This window comes from Flammeovirga aprica JL-4 (genome assembly GCF_012844305.1).
Lineage (GTDB): Bacteria > Bacteroidota > Bacteroidia > Cytophagales > Flammeovirgaceae > Flammeovirga > Flammeovirga aprica.
The window spans coordinates 77942-103464 of record NZ_JABANE010000017.1 but is presented as its reverse complement, the minus strand read 5'-3'; the positions used below and the strand labels follow the sequence as shown (position 1 = coordinate 103464).

Genomic DNA, 25523 nt, shown 5'->3' with positions numbered 1-25523 from the left:
TTATCTCTTTTGGAAGAAATTGTACAAAATAAATACAATTTTCCTTGTTTTAATCATAAGAGAAATGAAGAAGAAGGAAGCTTGAAAGTAGAATAATATTAAGCTTGTAGAAATATCGTTTGAAACTTTTACATAGTACTAATCATAACTTAAATAATGCTACTCAAAAAAACACACTTCCAAAAGGGAATTGGGGGAATATTAGTCCTGCTCTCTCTGACTTTAATACTCATAGAATACAATACTATTTTTAATGATGGAAATACACAACGCTATACAGATTATTCTATTTTGCTCTTTATCAGCCGTTGGTCCATCTATTTTGTGCTTCTTTTAGCAGGGCTAAATACTTTCTTCAAAGCGAAGAGTACCAATCTGTTTTTATTGCTATTCAGTCTCAGTGCATTATTAGAGATTTATATTAATGAGAACTATTACATCATAAAAAGTATAGATGATTTTCATGCGTACCTCTTTCTGATGCTTTCCGTAATAGCACTAATTATTGCTGTATTCAATGTATTGAAAACAGGTCAATTGAAAGTAATTAGTGTTGTTTTGAGTATAATATTGGCAGGTGTGATTGTCTATTTACCCAATGCTTTAATTACTTATTACTTTTAAAAAAATAGCTACTATGAAATTCTCTTTTTATACTAATATCCTCTTTTCAATAGTGCTATTTTTTATAAGTTGTGAAAGCGCACCTGAGGTCAAGCAAGAAATGACACCTGAAAAGTGGAAAAGCGATATTGAATATCTTATCAGTACCTTAGAAGCAAAACACATTCACCTTTATCATAGTACTACTAAAGATAGCATTCAACAACAAGTCAATGTTTTACTAAAGAAAATACCTGACCTATCAGATGATGAGATCTTTCTGCAACTGGCCAAGATCATAAAGTCTCTCGATGATAGTCATACAGGAATATGGAAACCCGGTGGTTTTTATGATAGTTACCCATTGGATGTTTTTGTCTTTGGAGACGAAGAAGTGAGAGTGGCTCGAATTGAAAAAAATCACTCAGAGCTGATAGGTGCAAAACTGGTATCCATAGATGGCACTCCATTACAACACATTTTAAAAGAAGTCTCTTCTGTAGCACAATGCACCGACAATTGGTACTCAGAAAGCGAACGATTTGCTTCTTACTTGAAATACTCAAAAATCTTGAAAGGGCTTGGCATCGCAAAAAAAGAAGATTCGGCCGTTTTTGAATTTCAATTGGAAGATAGTAAAAGGAAAAAGGTGACATTAAATGCTGTTCCCGAATCAGAATACCGCTCTACACTTAGTGCTCCGATTCAGCTGGAGAGCCCATTCCAATTTGAAAATGCGGTGATTGGTGTTCCTTACCTATGGTATCAACCGCTGGAAGAACTTCACACAGCCTATATTTATTTTTCAGGATACCCAGAATTACTGCAAATGCGACGTTTTGCTATTGCACTCACTAGAGATATTATCAAAAAAGACCTCCGAAAAGTCATCATTGATTTTAGGGATAATGGCGGTGGCAACTTTTATATAGGTCTAGAACTTATAAAGTCACTTTCTTTTATCAATCAAATTGATTGGAAAGATGGGGTGTACGTGATGGCTGATCGAACAACTTACTCTGCTGGAATGAGTAATACGGCTCAATGCAAGGAATTACTCAATGCCAAAATTATTGGTGAACCTACAGGCTCGAACCCCAATGATTACCAAGATGCTGAAGGTTTTCCACTCCCTAATTCTCAGTTGTGGGTACAGTTTTCAAAAAGGCGTTATCAATTTCAAGACAGTATTTCTAATGGAATCATTCCTGATGTACATATCCAACCTCAATGGGAAAATTGGAAAAATAAAGTAGATGCTGAATTGAATTGGATACTGGAGGATATTCGTAAGAATAATAAATGAGAGAAAAATCCTATCACTCTATAAAGCACAACAATAATCATCTGTATATTAATTCAATAGCACTAAATTAGATGACTTATCAATTTAAATAGAGTGAAAATGAACAAAAAAGACTTAGCAGGTAAAACTCTTGTTTATGCTTATGATAATGGTGAATCCTATCAATTAGATTTTGAAGAGAAATTAGTGAAATGGACTTGTATTGCAGGGAGTGCAAAGGGATATTCAGGAACTGAAATTTATGATTTTGCAGAAGTTGCTCCTGATATACTTTTCGTTAGTTGGCTAGAAAAGTCAAGAGAAGTAGTCAGTGCTGTTTTTAACCTCAATACCATGAAAGTGTTTTGCAGTTATGTTTATGAAATGGAAAAGCATCAGTGGGAGGGAAAAATTATCTCTTTTTCTGGCAGATAGAAATTAACAGAGGTCAAATTTCCCTCATTAAAAGGGTGTTTTATTATTCGATTAAAGAAAGAAAAATTACTTCCCAATCCTTGAAGTTGTTTTATGTATTATGTTTCTAGAATAAAGTTAAACTCAACGCTAGAAATGAAATGACAAATAAGCATTACCGATTTTTTAAGTACCTCATTCTGATTTTGTGTACTTTTTCTTTCTCCTGTATCAAAACACAACAACAAACCGTCAAACATCAACCTGTAAGCATCAATAGCATTGCACCCGACAGAGGTTTGGCTGACCCTCATGTTATCATTGTGAACGACACTTTATATACGATGTGCGGTCATGATAAAAGCTGGAATACTTACGGTTCTTGTGTAATGGACCGCTGGGAATTGTGGTCTACCACCAACCTCAAAGACTGGCAACATCACCTGAATATTTTGCCTACTCAAACCTATATTGGTGATCAAGACAATTGTTATGCAGGGGATGTAGCCACAAAAGACGGGAAATTTTACTGGTATTTTTCTAATAGAACTTTTAGTACTGGTGTTATGGTCGCTCCTTCTATGAAAGGCCCTTGGAAAGATGCTTTAGGTGAACCTCTGATTCCTGAAAAACTCACTTCTACCAAGTCTTACGACCCAGAGGTTTTTGAAGACAATGGAAAACACTATATCATTTTTGGTGCAGGGCAATACTTCATAGCCACATTGGGTAATGATATGATTTCATTAGCAGATCAACCTCAAAAATTGTCTATCTTTTTTGAAAACGGTAAGCAAAAATTCACAGGTGATAAACCCGCTGTTTTCAAAAGAAACGATTGGTATTACCTATTTTGGGGAAACCAATATGCTATGGCTAAAACGCTTAAAGGTCCTTACACTTACAAAGGTGAATACCTAGACGGTGGTCATGGCAGTGCTTTTGAATGGAAAGGACAATGGTACAGTATTCAAGAAAATCATGAAACTAATGCTTTTTATAGAGGCGTACAGCTCAGACCATTGTATTTTAATGAAGATGGCACCGTCAAAATTCCAGAAGTCAATCTAGAATATCCTTTGCCAGGTCGAAATTATACTTTCAACCATTCTACTCAAGGATGGCAAGCACAACAAGGAACTAATTTGAATTACGATAAAAAGGAAGGGAAAATAGTTGGTAAAACCACTGAAAAAGAGGCTATCATCACTTCCACCCCTTACCTGCACAGCCCAATTTATTTGTGTAAACAGCTTCGTGTTAAATTCAAAAAACAAAAACCTTCTCAACGTTTAAGGATTGCATTATATAGTTATGAAAGTCCAAAACGATATACCAAAAACAACCCTCATAATGTGGATTGGTCAAAAGAGGATTGGATAACAGTGGATGCTTCGAACTCAACAGAATGGCAAGAAGTCACTATCCCTTTATCTTCTTTCAAAAGCCATAAAAAATACTTGCATCAGATTGGTATTCAACCCGCTTTTGATGATGAAGATACCATTTGGGAGATTGAAAGTATTGTGGTGGAGTAGTTGAGATCAATTATGAACCTATAAAAAAAAGAGATGCCTTGTATTACAAAGCATCTCATCTACTGATCTTTTTTTTCTTGTATTCCTTAACATCAACAAACTTAGATCAGGTGAACGTATGAGAAGTACGTTCAAGTATTTTTTCATTATTTTATTTCCATCACAGAGATATAATAATTTTTATTCACCTCCAATGTTTTAACGTCTTCCTCTAAAGTAACCGTTTGCCATTGCTTTCTCGCTTTGATACGTTGAGATTTTCCATTGATTTCAACATCCACTTCCATTTCAAAACCTTCATTGCAATTTACAAAGCGGTAAAAAACAGCATCACCAAAAAATCTGTATTCTAAAGTAGGAATAATGGTTGATCTTAAATATTGATCAAAAATTGGAGACAAGTCTTTCCCTGTTTTTTGAATCATATAGCCTTCAACCTCTTCCGTATCAACCGTTTTATGATAAAAGGTCTCATTCAATCCTCTCAAAGTTGACAACCACAATGAATCATTATCGACGATCTGACGCATCATGTTCAACATATTAGAACCCTTATAATACATATCTCCAGATCCTTCCGCATTCACATTATAGGTACCGATAATTGGTATATCATTTTGAATACTAGAACGAGTGCCTCTTACGTATTCCTGCCCTGCCTCTTTTCCATAAAAATAATCCAAGAAAAGTGATTCAGAATAAGCCGTAAAACTCTCGTGAATCCACATATCAGCAATGTCCTTGTCAGTGATATTATTCGCAAACCACTCATGACCAGCTTCGTGAATGATGATAAAATCAAACTTCAAGCCCCATCCTGTTTGACTCAAATCTCTTCCTAGATATCCATTCTTAAATTGATTTCCATAAGTCACCGAACTTTGATGTTCCATCCCTAAATAAGGAACTTCTACTAACTTAAATCCATCTTCATAAAACGGATAAGGACCAAACCAATGCTCAAACGCTTCCAACATCTGTTTTGTCTGTTGAAACTGTACTTTTGCTTTTTCCACATTTGGTTTTAACACATAGTAATCTAAAGTGAGTTCACCTTTCTCCCCTTTATAACGATCATCAAAATGAGCATAATCCCCAATATTCACGTTCACACCGTAATTATTGATGGGGTTGGTAACATACCAATGATAGGTTTTCGTCTTTTTCTTTCTATTCTTCTCTACCTTAGTTAAGCGACCGTTAGAAACATCCATCAAATGTTGAGGAACTTCCACTGAAATTCTCATAGAATCTACTTCATCATACATATGATCTTTCAAAGGCCACCAAACACTCGCTCCCAAACCTTGGCAAGAAGTGGCAATAAAGTCATTTCCGTTTTCATCTTTATCCCAAGTGAAACCACCATCCCAAGGAGCTTTTACCGCTTCCTTTGGATTCCCTTCATAATAGACCTTTATACTGTTTACCTCTCCTACTTTTTGTTTTTTCTTTAGGTCAATAAAAAAAGCGTTACCATTTCTTTTATACTTAAGCTCTTGTTCCGCTTGCGTCACCTTAGTAATGATCATTGGCTCTTGCAAGTCCACTTGTATCACTTGATATTCCTTTAGAACCGTATACTCAATAATGTTTGATCCTTTGATAAATTTTTCATTGGGCATTACTTCAATATCTAAATGATAGTACTTTAAATCCCACCACTCTCTTTCAGGTGTAATACTACCTCTTAGCGTATCTTGTTCGGTAAAATGTTGGTGATTGTGATGTAATAGTTGTGCATTACTGCTGTGAAATGCTAGAAATAGAACTAAAATTAATGTTGATTTTAATGTGTTTAAAATAAATCTCTTTTGATTGATCATTATGGTTTTTACTGTGATTTGAATTGATATAAGTACAAATTCAAAATTATCTATTTTATTTTTGACTTTGTATTTAAAATCTAAAATTACGAATCCTAATTAGTTTTCAGCACTTCACCCTAAAATTTTGAACAAAAAAAAGGCACTAAATAAATAGTGCCTTTTCTTCAGGTTGGTAAGTTTATGCCACGGCATATTCTAAAAGGTCTTTTGCTTTTTCGTTACCTTCGGAAGTGATCTGCGCAAAAATACCCTTTGGACTTTTCTCGATAGAGTGTACATAACCTCTGTCATGTAGCTCATCAATCATCTGTTCCAGTTCGGGCGTTGATGCTTTGATTCCAAATTGACGGACAATTGTCTGAAGTGATGTCCCGTAGTTAAGGCAAATACCTGCTAATAGTTTAGTAATTTTAGATTCAGTTGACATGTTAAACTTGGTAATTTCAATAAATAGTGTGTTTGCAATAATATTCATTAATATTTAAATAGTAAAATGAGTTAAGTCACTTTTATAATAAATTGCTAATAAATAGGAGTTTTAACAGTCTTGTTTCATAATATTTTTGAAAACTAAAGGAAAAGCCATCCCATTTTATTGCATAAAAAGCTGAACTGATTGCACTTTCGCTCTTCTCTGCAACATTTATAACTCACTGATTGTAATAGCAATACAAGTACTTGATGAACACTCGTATTATATTCAAAAACCAATTTTATTACTACAATCTTATGAAAAACAATAGCCGTCTTATTATAATACTATCAAGTATTGTAATATTAATATTTTTAGAAGGGAAAAATCTCCAAGATAGTTTTGGATGGGGTATAGAAGAGCAAAATACCGTACTTGAAGAGTGGTTTTCAAGTGAAGAAAAGGACCTATTTCTTGAAAACGAAGTCACATTGAGAAATTCATATTAGAAAAGTTAAAATGCCATTTTGGGGAACTAAAATGAAGAGAATAGAATTCATCAATTAAAGTGGTTGGCTAATTTATTGAAACTATGATGTACAGATATATTCTCACTATTTTACTAATAATAGTAACGGAAAGTGCCATTGCACAATCGGATCATGCAGAAGCTACGGGTTACCTCGACTACTTTATATCTACCTATAATACCTATCAAACATCAGAACAGGATTCCGCACTTTTTATTAAAGACGGTGCTTACATAGGTAATGAGAAGGTGTATTTACAATATCATGTGGAGGTTGACCCTAAAGATGATTTTAAAAAAGAAGAAGATTTCTATCAGTTTTTAAATGAAACTGCCCATCATCCATTAGAAATAGAGGCGTTTGAACTACAAGTCTATGCCATTGATTACCAACTAAGTATCAGTTATCACTTTGAAGACGACTCTTATTTATTGATTAAAAAGTACTCTCAATTAGAACAAGAAGCAATCTATTTTGACAAGGATAAGAAATTGGTCAAGAAGTTATAAGGAAGGAAAATACATAAGCGACAAAATCGCCAAAAAATATCTTTGATTTCGTCGCCTGAATGTACAATTGCACTTCAAATTTATTGATTAATTAGGGTTTTTCAAACGTATTGAAAAAAGATAATCTATATCATGAATTAAAAGTATGAATTTGAACCAATTGTATTTCGAGAAATCGTTGTATAACATATTAAAGATATAATTTTCATTTTTAAAGAGAAAGTTCCCCATTTCATGTATCTTTTTTTTGTTAACGCCCGTTTACTAAGGTAAGTACCAAAATCAGTTGGTATGGTACTATTCTAAATAAACTAAATAAGGTGATGAGTTTACAATATAAATCTCTACAGATTGTAAAGGCTCTTGAACCAGGGGCTTACCATTCTATACTTGTATTAGCCAAAACAATAGGACTTACAGCTTCAGTCCATGAACTAAAAAGAATTACACACACACTGTGTAGAAATGGACTGATAGAGGCAAAAGAAGAAAAAAACGATATCAAGATCATTTTGACAGATGAGGGTATTGAAGTACTACCCTACCTTTAAAACCAAAAAGAAATTCAAAAAAAGGAGCTTGTCTCCTTTTTTTTATGCGTAAAAACTAATCCCCTAAACCAAAAATTTCAATCTCCTTTCTAAGAAACAGAATCGCACTTCAAAAAAATCTGTTTTAAATTTATACCATATAACAACATTAAACCACTGTATAACTGATACTTATATTTACCTGTAGACTTTTCGTAGACTCTCCTATTTTATTTGTAGACTTCATTTAGGCATTTGCTGTACAAAAAATTATAAGTGCACACTCTACATTTGTAAACGAAATGAAAATCAAACATTACAAATCAATTCTATCCATGAAAAAGCAAATAAGCAATATTCTAAAGGCCATTATCGCCCCCGTAATATTGACTGCATGTGTTCAATCCAATGCAGTAAATGAAGAAACAAAAGTAGAAGAAGTAAAAACTGCTTTAGCACTTAAAGAGGTTAAAATTGTAACGACTGCTTCAAATACAAAACATAGATTATCTGAAACTGGGAAAGAAACTTTTCAAAAAGCAAATCAGCCAAGAGAAGATGAAGTTTCAGTTTTTGTAAACCCTAATAAGTCTTTCCAAACATTTATGGGGATTGGTGGAGCCATTACGGATGCTTCTGCTGAAGTATGGGCAAAATTGCCAAAAGATAAACAAGATGAATTAATCAAAGCATATTATACTGAAGATGGCATTAAATATTCTCTTTTGAGAACTACTATCCACAGTAGTGATTTCTCTCCTTATTCTTATACTTATATTGAAGAAGGTGACAAGGATTTGAAAACATTCTCTATCAAACATGATTTAGAATATAGAATCCCAATGATGAAGAGAGCCATTGCTTCTAGTGGTGGACAATTAACAACATACGCTTCACCTTGGTCGCCTCCTGCATTTATGAAAGGGAAAAAAGACATGCTGAAAGGCGGTACACTTCAACCTGAATTCTATCAGTCTTGGGCCAACTATTATGTGAAGTTTATTGAGGAATATGAAAAGCAAGGTATCCCTATGTGGGGTGTAACGATCCAAAATGAACCAATGGCCACTCAAACTTGGGAATCGTGTATTTACACTGCTGAACAAGAAAGAGATTTCTTAAAAAACTACTTAGGACCAACTTTTGAAAAAGCGGGTATGTCTGATAAAAACATTGTGGTTTGGGATCACAACCGTGATTTAATTTCTCAAAGAGCCAATGTGATTTTCGAAGATCCTGAAGCTTCAAAATACGCTTGGGGTATTGGAATGCACTGGTATGAAAACTGGACTGGCGGTGAAGAGATGCAAAGAAACTTGGGTAACATTAAAGAATCATTCCCTGATAAAAACATCTTATTTACTGAAGGTTGTCAAGAGGGTTTTGATGCTAAGCACTACCAAAGATGGAGCAACGGTGAAAGATATGGCCGTAATATGATCAATGACTTCAACCAAGGAACTGTAGGTTGGACAGACTGGAACATCCTTTTAGATCAAACTGGCGGTCCAAACCATGTAAATAACTTATGTTTTGCACCAATTCACGCTGACGTATCTAAAGGTGAATTGATCTACACTCCTTCTTACTACTACATTGGTCACTTCTCTAAATTCATCACTCCTGGTGCAAAAAGAGTAAGTACAACGACAAGCCGTAGTACGCTGATCAGTACTTCATTCCAAAATGAGGATGGAAGTGTAGCGACTATCGTAATGAATGAAACAGACGAAAATATTAAATATAATTTTATTGTAGGCGATCAGGAAGTTCATGCTGAAATTCCAGCCCACGCCATTCAAACATTGCTATATAAATAAGAAAAAATAGTATGAATAGAGTGAATAAATATGTTGCAGCACTGGTATTATTGCCAGTGCTTGCACTAAATAATATGCTTTTTGCCCAATCTAATACTGAGGTCGAAAACAAAGTAAATGAGATCTTCAATCAACTGACATTAGAAGAAAAAATTGGACAGATGATCCAAATTGCTTCTACCAATGGTGATGAAGTACCACAATATGTAATTGACGCTATTAAAGAAGGACGTGTTGGTTCTATCCTTAATGCGGGTACGCCAAAAGCCATTGCAAAAATTCAAAAAATTGTAGCCAAGGAAAGCCCTAATAAAATTCCATTGATTATCGGAAGAGATGTGATTCATGGTTACAAAACTATTTTCCCAATTCCGTTAGGACAAGCCGCTTCATGGAACAGAGGTTTAGTAGAAACAGGAGCAAATATCGCAGGTAAAGAAGCCTATGATGAAGGTATCAACTGGACTTTTGCCCCTATGATTGACATCAGTAGAGATCCGCGTTGGGGAAGAATTGCTGAGTCTTTGGGTGAAGACCCTTATTTAACGGCTGAACTTGGTGCTGCTATGGTTGTAGGTTTCCAAGGCAATGAGCTTTCTGCAGAAGAAGGAAGAATTGCCGCTTGTGCCAAACACTTTATCGGTTATGGTGCCACAGAGAATGGAAAGGATTACAATGCGGTCTCTATTCCTGATTACCAATTATGGAATACGTACTTACCTCCTTTTAAAGCCGCTTTAGATGCTGGTGTGGGTACATTTATGACAGCTTTCAACGATATTAATGGAGTACCGGCTTCTGCGAATCAGTTCTTATTAAAAGAAGTTTTAAGAGACCAGTGGAAATTTGATGGTTTTGTGGTGAGCGACTGGGAGTCTATGTCACAAATGATCAAACAAGGCTACAGTGAGAACCTAAGAGATGTGGCATTACAATCTGCCTCAGCACAGTTGGATATGGAAATGGTTTCTTCTTCTTACCAAGCTCATTTAAAAGAATTGGTAGAAAGTGGTGAGGTCGACATCGAAATGGTCAATACTGCTGTAAAAAATATTCTAAGAGTAAAAGTAGCTTTAGGGCTGTTTGATAAAGATTATAAAGGAGTTCCCAAGAATACTGAAATTCTAAGCGACGCTCACAAAGAGGAAGCAAAGAAAATGGCAATTGAAAGTTTGGTGTTATTGAAAAATGACAATGCACTTCCATTAGCTATCGGAAAAGAGAAAATTGGTATTGTAGGACCATTGGCTGATGCTCCGGCAGAACAAGTGGGTACTTGGTCTTTGGATGCTGTAATTGATCAAGTGGAAACACCTTTAAATACATTCCAAGAAGCTTATGGTGATCAAATCGTTTTTGCAAAAGGATTGGAAAATGCAAGATCAAATAAAACGGATCAAATCAAAGCGACTGTAGAAGCAATGAATGAGGTGAAAGATGTAATTGTTTTTGCTGGTGAAGATGCCATTTTATCTGGAGAAGGACACAGTAGAGCATTTATCAATTTACCGGGTGCTCAAGAAGAATTAATTAATGCTTTAGCCGATGCGGGTAAAAATATCATTCTTGTAGTTCAAGCCGGCAGACCTCTTACTTTAGAAGCAGTCGAAAATAAAGTTAACGCCATTCTTTATGCTTGGCATCCTGGTACAATGGGTGGCCCTGCCCTATTGGATGTGATCACAGGTAAAGTTTCTCCTTCTGGAAAATTGCCCGTTACTTTCCCTAGAACAGTAGGTCAAGTTCCGATTTATTATTCATCGATTGAATCTGGAAGACCTGCCAACCCTCAAATGTTAGGAATTCCAACTGGTACACCATTAGATCCTGTAGGTTTAACGAACAATTACCTTGATGTTTCTGTTACACCAGCCTATGCATTTGGCTATGGATTAACGTATACTTCTTTCAGTATTTCTAAACCAAAATTCTCTAAGCTAGAGTTGACAAAAGGCGAAAAAATCACTGTTGAAGTAGAAGTGAAAAACACTGGTAAAAAGGAAGGTGCTGAAGTAGTGCAATTATATATCCGTGACAAAGTAGCTTCTTATATGCGTCCAAAATTGGAATTGAAAGGTTTTGAAAAAGTATACCTTGCTCCAGGGGAATCTAAAAAAGTTACTTTTGAAATTGGCCCTGATCAATTATCCTTCTTTGACAAAAATGGCAATGTTCTTTTGGAAAAAGGAAAGTTTGAAATTTTCGTAGGAAATGCTTCTGACAACCTTGTTTCTGAGATTATCACTTTGAAGGAAGTGAAATAGAGCGTAGAAATTATGGCATTAAAAATGAGGATATGGACCACTTATGGCTATATCCTCATTCTTGTTTATTGATTTTTTCATCTAACAGGATTTGAGTTTTAAGCCGAATAAATGACTTTAAATTAAGTACTTAAATCCGTTTCTTCCCAGCTTACACCTTTTGACAACATCCATGTTAGAGAATGCCTTCTCTCATGAATAACACCACCATTTCCGATTGGGTCAAAACCTTCTGGTACCGTTTGATGTCCTAATTGAGCACTTCTTACTGCATTATGAAGGCAATAAAATAAATCCTCTCTCTGCATTAACTGTTCTTCGGAAAGAGTTGGAGTATTCTTTATCCAATCCTCAACGTTATCTTTCAAGGGACAACTAAAGTCTCTTAAAATCTCTTGCATTTGTTCTCCTGACATCATTTGTCCTGTAATTTCAGGTTCATTATACCCAAAGTACCATGCGAGTGACCATGCATTCTCGAATTTCCAACCGATTAAATATCTCGTTTGTTCATCATCTCTAGCTAAACTTAAGATGTTTCTTTCTTGTTCAATCATAAATTCCTTGAGTCCATTTCTATCAATAAAGCTTAGAATTTCATCACTACCCAAATTTTCTTCCGGAACCATTAACCATAAAACCAGTGCTTTGATGGCATTTAACCTTTTGGCTATCTCTAAACTCGGGCGCATTTGTCTTTCTAATTCCGTTGGCAAAGAAGGTGATGGTTTATATCCTGCTCCAAGACAGACTGCTATATTTCCAAGTCTTAGTTCTGTCATCCATGGTACTTCTTTAAACGGATCTAAAATACTCTCATTTTCTCTTCCTTGATTTGACTCCTGTTCACTTTTTGAACCAAATAATTTCTTTAAAAAACTCATCTTTTTCTAGTTTATAGTTCACCTTAAATACAAGATTAAAATAATTGGAATCAGTATTAAATACTTTTGTATTAGTACTTTTCGCCTTTTAAGGTAGGTTTTATTTTAACATGCATAATACATTCTAATCAGAACTTTATTTCCATCTCGCCACTTAATCCAGCCTATTTCATCCATTATAGTTTTAATTTTTATCCAGTCCCCAAATATCTCTAAAGAAGTTGCCTCCCATATTTTATATTTCCCTTGTTCAGGGTTATCGATATTCTCGCTATCAGATTTAGGTTCTTTTTTTAAGGGATTAATTAAACGGTTGAAATCAAGCTTCATAGGTTCAGATGTCCACTTGAGTACAAAGTTTTCAATAGTTTCTTTCTTAAAATTTTCATCCGTTTTCTTAATCCATGCAAACTCTGATTCATTAAGCCGCACTTTATAAAAATTCCCAATAGAATCAGTACACTCAAAAGTAAGCCTTAAATAATCTGGATTATCTACCCACAACCATGGCTTAAAAGGATTTGAATTATCATAGGATCTGAATTGACGGCCTTTAAATGTAGTTATAATACCTAAAGTATCTACAAATTCTATGCTCGCGATTTGTTGATTATCCTTATCGGTAAGAAGAATAGGGTTTTGATAATAATCAAAATTGTTTGACAGGGTGATAAAGCAAAGGCCATCAATATTTTTTTCTGTTATAAAAGGGTACTCAATGCTTTGATTTAAATAATCCAAAGATGCCCTATGATCTCTTTCTTGAGAAAAACAGTTTAAGCAGAGTAAAAGTCCTACTATGGATAGTATTGTTTGCTTCATTTTAGCATTCTTAGATTTTAAATTAAAATGCGACGTTAAATATAACAAAAAAGAGCAAACAAAAATATATGCATTACATAATAAAATAGCAATCTTCAAAAATCTCTAATTGTATCATTGCGGCCTCAACCGAAGTGAAAGATGCGTTAATTGGCTATAATGCTGCAACTAGGAAGTACTTGGTAAAAGCCTAGGAGTTGGATGCCTTAAATAAAGCAGTATCCACTCGGAAGATCTTTTAGCAAATGGTTATGGAACTTATCTTGAGGTGTTAATCGTCAGAGAATCAGAATTATCATCTCAAAAGCATAATCTATTATTTTGATGACAAAGTTCTCACCTTCCATGCTCGATATAGCTCAGAAAATCTAGCTATATCTGCCACTACTTTATCCCAGAAAAAATAGTTATTCTTATCTTTCCCATATGCTATTGCCTTTTCAGTTTCAATTATTAGTGGTTCAAAAGTCTCAACATCAGCTTCATCAATTTTCCCATGCCTGCAATCGTATACAAAGCCTTTGTCTTTTCCATAAATAGAATTTTCAAAAGCTATGAAAGACGATCTATCAATTTCTTTAGCTGGAATAATTAAACAACAATCCGAAATTTCGTACTTACTAAACACCATATTCTTATCCAGCATAAAAGAAGATTCATTTTTAAGGGAATAGATATCAATTGGATTTTCCTGAAAATTATGATAAGAGTAATATTCGTCCAAAAATTTATCATGTACAATTAAGGTTGTTGCATCATCTAATTGTAAATAAAATTCGAAGCTTTCAGTCTCCTTTATTGGGGTACGACAGTTATTGAGCAAGAAGCAAAATATGATAAAATTGAATATTTTCATTGGCTTTTTATGATCTACTTGCAGGCTTCCTTCTTCATCATTTTATCTTGAATTTCACTTTAAATCACCGCTCCTTTTCTATTTTGAAAAAAATCTATGATAATCCCCATAAATAAGATTATTTGACTACTGTATGGAAACGTCTTATAAATATGAAAAATCACTTGTCCGTCTCCATTATTACCACTTCCAAATAACATAAAACAAAAGAACAATGAATGGACAATAAAAAATTGAAGTACAAAACACAGAAGAGCCCACCACTTTTTCCTTAATTTATACTGTAGGATTGAAATTGCAGTAAACAAGGTCCCTAGTATTACTATTTGTAATAGAGTCTCTTGAATTGGCCTTAAGTTTAAAAGTTCAATAAAGAATGCAAAAAAGATAGAAAATGACACTGAAATAAGTGGAATAAAATATGTAATATCTCTTCCAATTTCTAAGAAAACAACAATTCCCATTAATGAACTTATAACACCTACCGTTGTACCAAGATAGCTTTTCATTTTATATATTTAGCCTGATTTTAGTTTTTAATCAAAAGAGTTAATTGTGAATAAAAAAGCCTTTCCAATTACTCGAAAAGGCTTTTCCATTTTATTATCGTTACTCTAAAAAAAAGACCTATCTATCAAAGTTGATTCCCTTGTATAAATATTAATCTGAGTCCTTTTTTTTTCGACTATAATTCTGACAAATCAATATCAGTCTTCACTACATTTATGATATAGTACATAGACAATCCCATCTGACCATCCTTAGACTCAAGCTTTCTTGTTGTTGCAATCTTATAGTGGTCATTTTGGAAAATTTCAGTACCTGTAGAATCCTTTTCGATTTTAATATATCCTTCTTTCTCTAATTCTTCGTTGAAATTTTTACGATAATTGAAATCATAAGTAACATAAGTCAGAACACCTTCATCAATGGCTACTACTTCTTTTCTGTTCTCATTTTCCCAATATTCAACGGCTTCATTCTTTTTACTTACCCATCTAAAACTTGCCTTGTTTAAATGGCTTATAAGGCTGTCATTATTAGATGCACCATACACATTGTATAAATCTTCTAAAGAAAGAGATCTATTTTTAATGCCATGATAGAATAGGGCATCATTACCAGAGATAACGACATCAACAGTCTTTGGTGAATCTGGTAAATAAACAATAGGCACTTCACAGTTTAGGTATACTTTATCATACTCACTTCCTGACACTGACTCCTTCACTCTTACTTTCTGCCCTTTTTCAGTTTTGAACTCTATCTCAATTTCATAAGTGGTGCTCTTACCTTCCCTTTCTACACTTTGACCATCAACTACAATTGCTGTTGATCTAATTCCCTTTTCTTTCAGCTCGTTTCTGTTACTACAGCCAGAAAGGAAAATGGCAAAAGTAGCAATAATTAAAGTACTAGTATATAGTTTAAAATTTTTCATTTGATTCAGATTATAATTGTTGTAATTCACGACTAACACCACTACCTGTTAGTTCATAGCGATAAGTTGAATTGTCCGCATTTTTACAAGTGATCTGAACCTTATAAGTAGGCACAGCTTTGTAAGAACCTTTCAATGTAAATTTTCGATCAGCAGATGCAGTTAGGGGTAACTCTGAAGTCCACTCCACATTACCTTTAATCGGTTTGATATCTGTGATTGTTGTCGTCAACCCTTCGTTGATTAAAGTAATTGCAATTTGGTCATTTGCCATACTTCCTTCCCCTTTGTCTTTAAAGTCAGGCCCCTCAAAATGATATATATTCACCAAACGATAATTCTTTGCCTTATCATCAATTAATAATGATCCACCTTCAAAGTCATTATCTTTATATTCCGTTTGAATACAATTTTTGAAATCTGCTATTGCAAACCATTTAAGTTGCGAAGGCACTGGGTCTTGAGGAAAATAAGTATCCAATTTACCACTCGTTTGAGAAGAAGACCATCTAGGTTCAAAGTAAGGAAGTTGTGCGAAAATGGAGTCATTTTGAACAGCAAGTACCTTTAAATAAGTATTTGATTTATAATCTCCAATAGCATCTAAACGATAGTAATCAAGTGGCATTGGTGAAGCTACCTTCTCATTTAATGACGCTAAACCTTCAGTAAAACTTTGCTCTACTCTTTGACTCGATTGGTACTGTCTTATTTTTTCTTTTGCTCCATAGAATGCGAAACCTGCTATCACTAACAATGGCAGTGCAAAGGTGTAAAAAGGTGTTTTATGCTGAAGCCCTTTTGCTTCCAAAATAGCTGCATATTCTGCTGGAAGATCATAAAGCTCTCCATTTTTACGGAGTGCCCACATTTTTTCAACTGGACAAAAAGGAATCCAATACAAATGAAAGTATTTTTGTCTTCTTTCGATTGTTATGTTATGAAATTCACTGTCAGAAAGTTCCAGCTCTTTGAGAGTGTAGGATTTTAATTTAAAATGCCTAGTGCCGAATATAATTCTCATAAATATATAATTGATTATTATTGTTTGCTTACCTGTAACTCTTGTCGAATTACGTTTTGTTGAGCATATAAAAAATAAACATTCAATGCTTCAATGCTTTAAGTGCTATTTAATTAAAGACTAAATAGCCAAAATCTTCATTTTCTTTGCTTTATTAACTCATAGATCTTTGTACTTAAAGTTTGCTTAAGATGATAAAAAAGAGACTATTGTAAAGTATACAGAGATATGAGTAACATTATTGAAGAGTTATTTAATCCAGTACATCTAAACAAGTAGAACAGTAGAAAGTGCAGTTAAAAAAACTATTGCAAATCTATTCTTTGCAATATATGATACAACCAATAATTACTTTCCGAGAGACAAATTAATAATTATCTTTTTTATCTCAAACAAAAAAGAAATACTTCTCCTTTCTACACGGGTTGCAGTGTGTACTTTTCCTAAACAAATAAAGCTCAAACGAATACATCTAGAAAAATTAATCTTTTATTCATCACGCCATAACCATTGCATAAGGTTATACGTCGTTTACATTTAAAGAAAACTCTAAGGTATAGGATTTATATCTAATGTTTAATACTATTCGTATAGTGTAATTCCGTTTTCACTCCACAATTCTTTAGGGTACACAAAAAAAGCCCATGACTTTACATCATGAGCTTCCTTTGACCCTTCCTCTTACTATCGAATCACTGTCAGAGAATTCGCATCTCTATGGATACTCCCATCCAATTCACTGACATAATCTATGGTATAAGTGTAAACACCTCCTGGAACGAGTTTACCTCTGTAGGTTCCGTCCCAACCATTGCCTTCTGTTCTTGCTTCACTTGAGTTTTTATATTCTCTGCTGAAGATGATCTCTCCCCATCGGTTATAAATATTGAGTTTGATATTGAGAGAATATCTTGAACGGATCAGGAATTCATCATTCAGTCCGTCGCCGTTTGGTGTCATGGCTGTTGGGGTGAATACTTGTGGTGGACAAAGGTCTACTACATCAATCGAAGCGATCATTTCGCATGCAGTTTCATATGAGGTATCAATGATTTTCACTTCATATAAACCCTCTTCATCTCTTTTTACCACTTGTGAAGTTTCTCCCGTATCTTCCCATAAATAAACGAAGTTATTTCCTGCCGGTGCTGTTATTTCTATTTCCCCACCTGTTCTGAAACAGAAAGTGGTATCAGGATCAGCAAAATCTGATGGATTATCCCTCACATAAACATTGTAAGCTCTGGTGAAGGTACAAAGTTTACCGCTTGAATGCTCTACTGAATTCGTAACGATATACTCACCTGTTGTTGTAACATCGATACTTGGTGTTGTTTCTCCCGTTGACCAAACAAAGCTTTCAATAGTACCTTCGTAATCACCAATACTTCCATCTAAGGTATATTCCTCACCCATACAAATCTGAATTTCTGTCTTTTCATCTTCAATTTGAGGAATGACAAATACCATTACTGAATCAAATGCTAAACAGCCGTGTTCATTGATTACTCTTACCTTGTACATAGTGTTTTCGGTAGGGCTCACATTAATATCTGTACTTGTTTCAGAAGTATTCAGCCACTCATAAGCTACTCCTCCACTTACCGTCAATGTTGTTCCAGCTCCTTCACAGATATAAATATCTTCTGATATTGTGATTTCTGGTAAATCATGAACTGTAATAGACGATTGGAATGTTGTCGCACAACCGTTGGTTGTTGTAACTTCTAGGAGAATTTCAAAAGTACCTGCTTCTGTATATTGATGTGATGGAGACATTTCAGTGTTCGTGAAATTTGGGGTACTTCCATCGTAATTGAAATCCCATTTCACAGATTGAATGTCTGTATCATTTCCACTTATTAAATTACTGTAATAAGTACTTTGATTATTGAATTCTGCAAAATCATAGCGACAGATATTTTCTACTGTAAATTGAGGTTCCACTAAATTGTAAATCACAATATCTGAAGAGAATACTTCTGATGGACAACCTCCTATTGGCTGAACAGTAAGTTGAATAGTATGTGTGCCATAATCAGGGAATTGATAAGTCAATGTTGGTTCTGTTGTAATTTCAGTACCATATGTCCCTAAATCCCAAATATATTCTGTTGGAAGCCCAACGTGATCACTTGTTGAACCTGAAGCATCAAAAACTGTAGAATCTCCTAAACAAACTGGGGTTGCTGTGAAATTGGCAACTGTAACAGGTGTGATAACTTCTATTGAAGAGGTTGTTTCACATAATGTTGGATGTGAATTATCTACAATGGTCACCGTATAAGTTCCTGCTTCTGTGACTTGAATGGATTGTGACGTACGGTTATTATCCCAAAGGTAAGTGAAATTACTTCCTGATGGAGCTGTCAATGTAAGTGGTCCTTTATCAAAACAGAAAACAGTATCTGCACTGAGCATTCCAGGGTTTTCTCTGAAGATCACTTCAATATCTTTAGTGAAGGTACATACTTTGCCAGAACTATGTGTTACTGTGTTTGATACGGTATAAGTATTACTTTCTGTAACGACTATAGATGTTGTTGTTTCTCCCGTTGACCAAGAAATGTCCTCATTCGTATCTGGGTACCCTATCAATTCGGCATTTAAAGTGATCGTTTCACCATCACAAGCTTCAAAGAAAGTTGTTCTTTCGTTAAAGGATGGAATCACATAAACCATCATAGAGTCAAAAGCGATACAACCGTGTTCGTTGGTCACTTTTACTTTATACATTGTATCCTCTGTCGGACTTACCTGAATATTTGATGTTGTTTCTGAAGTAGTGATCCATTCATAGGCTACTCCTCCACCTGCTATTAACTCCGTTGTTTCTCCTTCACAGATATAAATATCCTCTGAAATCGTAACAGAAGGTAATTCATGAACTGTAATTGAAGATTGAAAACTCGTTGTACAACCATTTTCAGTAGTGATTTCAAGATAAATATCATAGGTTCCTACTACGTCATATTGATGTGATGGGGACGTTTCAGTACTTGTGAAATTTGGTGTCACTCCATCGTAATCAAAATCCCATTGTACAGATTGAATACCTGTTGCATCTCCACTGATTAGATTACCATAGTAGGTACTTTGGTTTGTAAATTCTGCAAAATCAAACTGACAAATATTGGCTACTGTGAATTTTGTATCTACTATATTATGTACTATGATGTCTGATGAGAAGACATCGGATGGACATCCTCCTATAGGCTGAACAATTAATTCTACAGTATGTGTTCCATGATCAGGGAAATCATAGGATAAAGTAGGTTCGGTGGTTGTAATTACCCCGTAAGTTCCTAAATTCCAAACGTATTCTGTAGGCACATCCTCTCTATCCGTAGTAGAAGCTGATCCATCAAATATCGTTGTTTCTCCCAAACAAACTGCATCCGCTGTAAAGTCGGCTACTGTAACTGGAGTGATGACTTCTATTGAAGACTTTGTTTCACATAATGTAGGGTGGGTGTTATCAACTATCGTGACGGTATAAATTCCTGGAGTAGTTACTTGTATGGCTTGAGTCGTTTCACTGTTATCCCATAAGTAGGTAAAATTGCTTCCTGAGGGTGCTGTGAGTGTAAGCGGTCCATTATCAAAACAGAATATGGTGTCGGCCTCAAGTATGCCAGGGTTATCTCTGAAAATCACTTCTATGTCTTTTGTAAAAGTACAAGACTTGCCAGAGGTATGCGTGACTGTATTTGATACCGTGTAGGTTCCACTTTCAGTTACCACAATTGATGAAGTAGTTTCATCGGTAGACCAAAGTATATCTTCACTTGTATCTGGGTAATCAACGATTAATGCGTCAAGTGTTAAAGATTCACCATCACAAGCTTCAAAGAAAGTAGTTGTTTCATCAAAAGATGGAATAACATTTACTCTTACTGAATCAAATTCAACACAATTATTAGCGTTTGTCACTTGAACTGTAAAGACTGAATCAGCTGTTGGTGCCACCGTGATTTTATCCGTTGTTTCACCATTACTCCATAAATATTTTACTCCCCCACTTGCTGTTAATTCTATAGATTCACCAAAACAAATTAACTGTTCCTCTGTAATGACAATTTCAGGCAAGGCATAAATCTCTACTTCATGAATAACAGAATCTAAACACCCACTTAAAGAATAAACTTCTAATTTGACTTTATGAATTCCTACCGCATCAAATGTATATTCTGGTGAAACTTCTTCAAGAACAGTCTCTTTAGTTGGATCTCCATAATCAAAATACCATTTTACTTTCTGTACGATAGATGGATCATCAGTGACACTCGATCCATTGTAAGTAGACTGATTTGTAAATGTATTGGTTTCTCCTAAACATATATCTGAAGTTGTAAACTCAACCACTGGTAAAGGATTGACTAAAACATCTTTTTCTATAGTGGATGATGAACAACTATTATCAGATGTAACCGTCAATTTTACGGTATAAGTATCTGCATTATCCAACTTTATATTGATGACAGGTTCAGTTGTAAGAGTATCACCCCAATTACTTACTTCCCAGAAATAAGAAGTGATATTTCCTCTTGTGTAATCTCCAAAGTCGCTCAGTGAGCCATCCAAAACTAACTCTTCACTTACACAAATCGCATCAAAATCATCTAGTTTGGCAATGACTTGAGGTTCGAAAACTACATTAAAAGTATCTGCTCTTACAGCCACTGTTTCTGAGTGTGAGTTAGAGGCATCAATCTTGTCTACATAATCCGCTTCAATCCAAGATTTGATAATGTATGTTCTTCCATCTTCTAAATCAGGATCTACTGTAAATGGATTTCCATCTTTACCAAAAGTAAAAGTTACTTCGTCAGAGGTTCCTCCATTGGAAGCATTAACTGCTACTCCATCAACATACCATTGATAGAAAACTTCAGCTTTGTAACTGTAAGATGTATTGTCCACATCGGCAGGAGTAAAAGTAGGATCAGAGACGTTTAGAACGTAATCACCTTGAGTTGTACATCTTAGAATATCTGTGATTGTTCTTACTGGGTCTCTTAAAATGACAATATCTCCTTGTGAATTGGCAGGGTAACTACACCCTTGCTCATCTTCAAAAATAACTCCTGGAGTAGCATTTCTGTCTACGCTTAAAGTACTATCGTATAAAAATGTAATCGTGTTCCCGATCAACTCACTTCTACCATCGCCAGAGAACCATCGGTAACTGATATTTCCTGAATTGACACTGACATAAGAAGGAGTTCCTTCTAAAGTAGAATTAAAAGGAGCATAACCGATTTTCTTGCTGATTGTAAATTTACCTCTTACACCACCTACAGTGATTTTTTGAGTAGTGGAAGTTATTGTACAACCTTGGGTGTCTTCCGTCATTAAAGTAATTTCATAATTACCAGCCTCAAAGTAATAGTCTAATTCTCCATTATCTGATTCTAGTGTAACATCAGCATCCACATCACTTGTTATTGTCCAAAACCACTTACTTATTGCAATTTCATTTCCATCAACATCTGTTCTTGGTGTGGAATTTCCTACAGAATTATCCGCATTGTCCGTAAAAGAAATCGACCCTCTACAAGGCATTGCATAATCATCACCTACTTTTACAAGGTTTGTTGCTGATGGTGTAAAATCGGCTTCCGCGAAAGGTAATGAAGGCACGTCAACATCCAAAATATCAGAAACGCTACAATTATTGGCATCTTCTACTGATAATTTAACTTGACCTGTTCCTGATGGCAAATCATTGATGATGAATTTTACATTATGACTTTCGCTTTTGTCTTCTGTAAAATCCGTTATCGGAGTTTCCACTCCCATATCATCTATGTAAACCAAATTATAAGTTCTACTTTGAGGATTTTGAAGTTTCGACCTATCCAACTTCGGGTCTAAAGTGGCTACCACTTTATCACAAGCAAAGAAGTAAGTCATATTATCACTTTCTGATACAAAATCGATGGTTGGAGCCGTTACTCTTACTCTTATTTCTTTTGTATACCCACATACATCTGTATCTGTACTATCAAGCACTGCTGAGAAATAAATTCTATATCTATTGTTCTGATTGTTTCTTGGTGATACAAAATCATAAACTATGCTTTCTGTAATAGCACTTGGATCTTTTCCTGTTTCAAATAATAGTGGTGTACCTCCATCTCCATACACTTCCCATCTCCATCTGAAGTTAGGGATCTTGGTAAGATCTCCTGATACATTAGCTGTTACTGAAAAAGTTTGTGAGGAAGGAATTCCTGTATCATTCAAACAAATGGATTCCACTCCTGTAATATCTGTGACGGATAAGTCAATAACATTAATACCTCCTTTGCTTTCTGTAAATTCACATCCACCATCATTGAAAGTTACTTTTACGGTAGCCTCATATTCTCCTGTTTCAGTAAACGTAATCGAAGGGTATGCATTGGTTATTGGACTTCCAGGGAAAACATAATCCACTCCATCTTTTTTAAAGGTCCATTCAAAAGTAGCATTACCGTCATTAATTCCTGCCCCTGGAGAGAAAGTGATCGTCTCGTCTTTACAAACTAGATCTTTACTCGTAATATCTACAGTAGGTTTGGCTTCAGGGGTAATATCATCAGTAAAAATATCCTCACAAGTTGCGAGTGTAGCAGTGAGTGCAACCGAGTAGTTTAATCCACTAGTGAGGTTCACCCCAATCTTATCTGAAAGATAAAACTTATTCTTATCCGTCGTTTGGAAAGTATAAATATTACCGTCAACATTCACTTCCCAATCAAAAGTCATAAATGCCGGATCACCATCTGAAGCATTGATGATTGCCAATGTGTTGATATCACATTCATCTTCCAAGTCAAATGTAAATTCTGCTCTAGGTGGTTCTATTGTAATCTGTTGGGTTGTGATATTACTCTCGCATCCATTATAGATAGCTCTTAACATTACATCATAGCCACCAGGAGCATAATTTGTATAAATGTTGCTTCCGTCATAACTATTGACCCATCCGCCTCCGTAGTTCCATTGAAATTGTATCTGGTTAGGATCAATTCCTAAAGCTACTAGATCTGTGGTATTTGTAAATGTTGCTGGGTTTTCATCATCATTACAAATTGGGTTTTGGTCAATATCAAAAGTAGGTGTAATAATAGTACCGATCAGCACTGTTGCTTCCGTCACTTCTGGAGTAGGATTACAGCCATCTAAATTTTCGACTTCATATTGTATTGTATAGGTACCATGATCATTGAATGTATAATTCAAATCGGTGGTAAAATATTCTTCAGGAGCTCCCCCGACTTTTATCACAGACCATTTTACATTTTGCAATTCAGCATCACTTAGAACGTTCCCAAAATGAGTGACTCTTGATGTAAAAGTAGAATTCAAACCTTCACATCCTTCCCATCCATTAGAACTGTTAATTGTGGCATATAATTCTTGAGATTGCACCGTGATTTGATCCAATGTACATTCAATTCCATTGCCTGAAGCTACAAGCTCAATCGTATGAGGATTTCTATCTGAAAAAGATAAAACGGAGTTTGAAGCATCTTGTGTATAAGTTCCTACTTTCCAACTTAAAGAATAACCAGCAGGTAAGTCCGATTCATTGATGATGGATAAATTTACATCATAATTCAACTCACAGTATTCTGTTTTCGCATCAATGGCAATAGTAGTTGGAAGTAAATCAGGAATAATAACATCTTCCGTCTGAGTACAACCTTCATAATCTGCTTCTATTGTTACTGTTTTGCCTCCACTTGTAAACGTTCTATTTATAGTAGAAGGTAATTGACGAGTGATCGTAGTAGGCACTCCATCTTCTGTAATTGTCCAAGTGATGTTCTGTCCGTTAAGTTCTGAAGGCAATGTAGAACGTAATTGTATCTCATAAGTATCACAGAAAGTGGAAGGTGGAATTACTTCGAAGAGGTTTTGGGCAACATTTAATGTCACATAAGCATTTTTTGTAACCGTACATCCGTTCTTTTCACCGGTCACTGTAACCGTATAATTGTCACCTCCAGCATCATTAAAATTGTGAGTTACATCATCTCCATTTTGAAGTGCTGATCCATCACCAAAATCCCAAGTATAAGTAATTCCAGTAGTAGATGCAGAAGTGATTTGATAACGTTGACTTAAATTGTCTGAACAGCTTTGAGCAAATTCTGGTGTGATTGAAAAATCAAAGTCTTCAATGATTTCTATTGTTTCTACTTTCTTTATATCCACAATACACCCTTCTTTTGTCACCCCTTCCATTACTACTTCATAAGACCCCGCTTTCGTAAAAGTATATGATCCTCCATCAGGAATTTCTGCACCGAGAGAGTTAATCAAAAATCTTAATGAACTGTATTGATATGTATCTTTTGAATTAAAAGTGACGGTTGTTCCAATACACCCTTCATAAGCGGATAATTCAAAATCTGCTGATGTCGGAGTACTGATGACTTCTACTTTCGCAGTAATTGATTTCTCAACTCCTCCTTCAGTATAAATTGCGGTGATGGTATGTTCTCCCTCAGAAGAAAATAAATAACTTGGGCGTGTTAAGCTACTTGGGTTGGATCCATTGGCTAACCAAGAGTCTACAGTTGCACCCTCTAATCTAAATTCACCGCTGACTCTATCACAAGCCCTAAGTACATCTCCGCCACTTAAATTATAATCTTTACCGTCTGCATCACTTCTCACCCAGATCTGCTGTGAAAAGGATTGCCCCGCGGAAAGGATTATAATCAAGAATGTTAGTATAGTATATATTTTGCTCATCATCATTTAAT

General features: G+C 35.0%; 18 protein-coding genes. 9 read left to right on the top strand and 9 right to left on the bottom strand.

The annotated features are described in order from the left end of the window. The first annotated feature begins 156 nt into the window (after window positions 1-156). The 4 genes from HHU12_RS08555 (at window position 157) to HHU12_RS08540 (ending at window position 3840) form a co-directional block, all read left to right on the top strand. Complete coding sequence (locus tag HHU12_RS08555; RefSeq protein ID WP_169656322.1) at window positions 157-624, top strand: hypothetical protein; 468 nt, start codon at window positions 157-159, stop codon at window positions 622-624. 13 nt (window positions 625-637) lie between these two features. Further along, complete coding sequence (locus HHU12_RS08550) at window positions 638-1909, top strand: S41 family peptidase (protein ID WP_169656321.1); 1272 nt, start codon at window positions 638-640, stop codon at window positions 1907-1909. A 99-nt stretch (window positions 1910-2008) separates the two neighbouring features. Further along, window positions 2009-2323: a MoaF-related domain-containing protein gene (locus HHU12_RS08545; RefSeq protein WP_169656320.1), complete on the top strand. Its 315-nt coding sequence runs from the start codon at window positions 2009-2011 to the stop codon at window positions 2321-2323. A gap of 140 nt (window positions 2324-2463) precedes the next feature. Next, entirely contained in the window at window positions 2464-3840 is a 1377-nt protein-coding gene (locus HHU12_RS08540) for a family 43 glycosylhydrolase (RefSeq protein WP_169656319.1), read from the top strand. Window positions 3841-3986: 146 nt separating this feature from the next. Here the strand turns inward: HHU12_RS08540 and HHU12_RS08535 are convergent, their stop codons facing one another. Then, window positions 3987-5666 (bottom strand): M1 family metallopeptidase, encoded by a 1680-nt coding sequence (locus HHU12_RS08535; protein WP_169656318.1) that lies wholly within the window; start codon window positions 5664-5666, stop codon window positions 3987-3989. Window positions 5667-5847: 181 nt separating this feature from the next. Then, window positions 5848-6144: a protein kinase family protein gene (locus HHU12_RS08530; protein ID WP_205959828.1), complete on the bottom strand. Its 297-nt coding sequence runs from the start codon at window positions 6142-6144 to the stop codon at window positions 5848-5850. A gap of 254 nt (window positions 6145-6398) precedes the next feature. Here HHU12_RS08530 and HHU12_RS08525 point away from each other — a divergent pair, with 254 nt between their 5' ends. The 5 genes from HHU12_RS08525 (at window position 6399) to bglX (ending at window position 11734) form a co-directional block, all read left to right on the top strand. Continuing rightward, on the top strand, window positions 6399-6590 hold the full coding sequence (locus HHU12_RS08525; protein ID WP_169656316.1) for a hypothetical protein: 192 nt from the start codon (window positions 6399-6401) through the stop codon (window positions 6588-6590). 83 nt (window positions 6591-6673) lie between these two features. Further along, on the top strand, window positions 6674-7120 hold the full coding sequence (locus tag HHU12_RS08520) for a hypothetical protein (protein WP_169656315.1): 447 nt from the start codon (window positions 6674-6676) through the stop codon (window positions 7118-7120). A gap of 323 nt (window positions 7121-7443) precedes the next feature. Then, complete coding sequence (locus tag HHU12_RS08515; protein ID WP_169656314.1) at window positions 7444-7671, top strand: hypothetical protein; 228 nt, start codon at window positions 7444-7446, stop codon at window positions 7669-7671. 314 nt (window positions 7672-7985) lie between these two features. Further along, window positions 7986-9470, top strand: a complete 1485-nt coding sequence (locus tag HHU12_RS08510) for a glycoside hydrolase family 30 protein (RefSeq protein WP_169656313.1) — start codon at window positions 7986-7988, stop codon at window positions 9468-9470. An 11-nt stretch (window positions 9471-9481) separates the two neighbouring features. Continuing rightward, window positions 9482-11734: a beta-glucosidase BglX gene (gene bglX / locus HHU12_RS08505; RefSeq protein WP_169656312.1), complete on the top strand. Its 2253-nt coding sequence runs from the start codon at window positions 9482-9484 to the stop codon at window positions 11732-11734. 122 nt (window positions 11735-11856) lie between these two features. Here bglX and HHU12_RS08500 read toward each other — a convergent pair whose 3' ends face one another. The 7 genes from HHU12_RS08500 to HHU12_RS08470 form a co-directional block, all read right to left on the bottom strand. After that, window positions 11857-12618, bottom strand: a complete 762-nt coding sequence (locus HHU12_RS08500; RefSeq protein WP_169656311.1) for a DUF4272 domain-containing protein — start codon at window positions 12616-12618, stop codon at window positions 11857-11859. A gap of 105 nt (window positions 12619-12723) precedes the next feature. After that, entirely contained in the window at window positions 12724-13440 is a 717-nt protein-coding gene (locus tag HHU12_RS08495) for a hypothetical protein (protein ID WP_169656310.1), read from the bottom strand. Window positions 13441-13756: 316 nt separating this feature from the next. Next, the gene (locus tag HHU12_RS08490; RefSeq protein WP_169656309.1) at window positions 13757-14296 is read right to left on the bottom strand and encodes a DKNYY domain-containing protein; all 540 of its coding nucleotides are present in this window, start codon (window positions 14294-14296) and stop codon (window positions 13757-13759) included. Window positions 14297-14355: 59 nt separating this feature from the next. After that, the gene (locus HHU12_RS08485) at window positions 14356-14805 is read right to left on the bottom strand and encodes a hypothetical protein (RefSeq protein WP_169656308.1); all 450 of its coding nucleotides are present in this window, start codon (window positions 14803-14805) and stop codon (window positions 14356-14358) included. 176 nt (window positions 14806-14981) lie between these two features. Further along, the gene (locus tag HHU12_RS08480; RefSeq protein WP_169656307.1) at window positions 14982-15737 is read right to left on the bottom strand and encodes a hypothetical protein; all 756 of its coding nucleotides are present in this window, start codon (window positions 15735-15737) and stop codon (window positions 14982-14984) included. A 10-nt stretch (window positions 15738-15747) separates the two neighbouring features. After that, entirely contained in the window at window positions 15748-16761 is a 1014-nt protein-coding gene (locus tag HHU12_RS08475) for a hypothetical protein (RefSeq protein WP_169656306.1), read from the bottom strand. A gap of 684 nt (window positions 16762-17445) precedes the next feature. Beyond that, on the bottom strand, window positions 17446-25515 hold the full coding sequence (locus HHU12_RS08470) for a PKD domain-containing protein (RefSeq protein WP_205959827.1): 8070 nt from the start codon (window positions 25513-25515) through the stop codon (window positions 17446-17448). Window positions 25516-25523 lie beyond the last annotated feature (8 nt).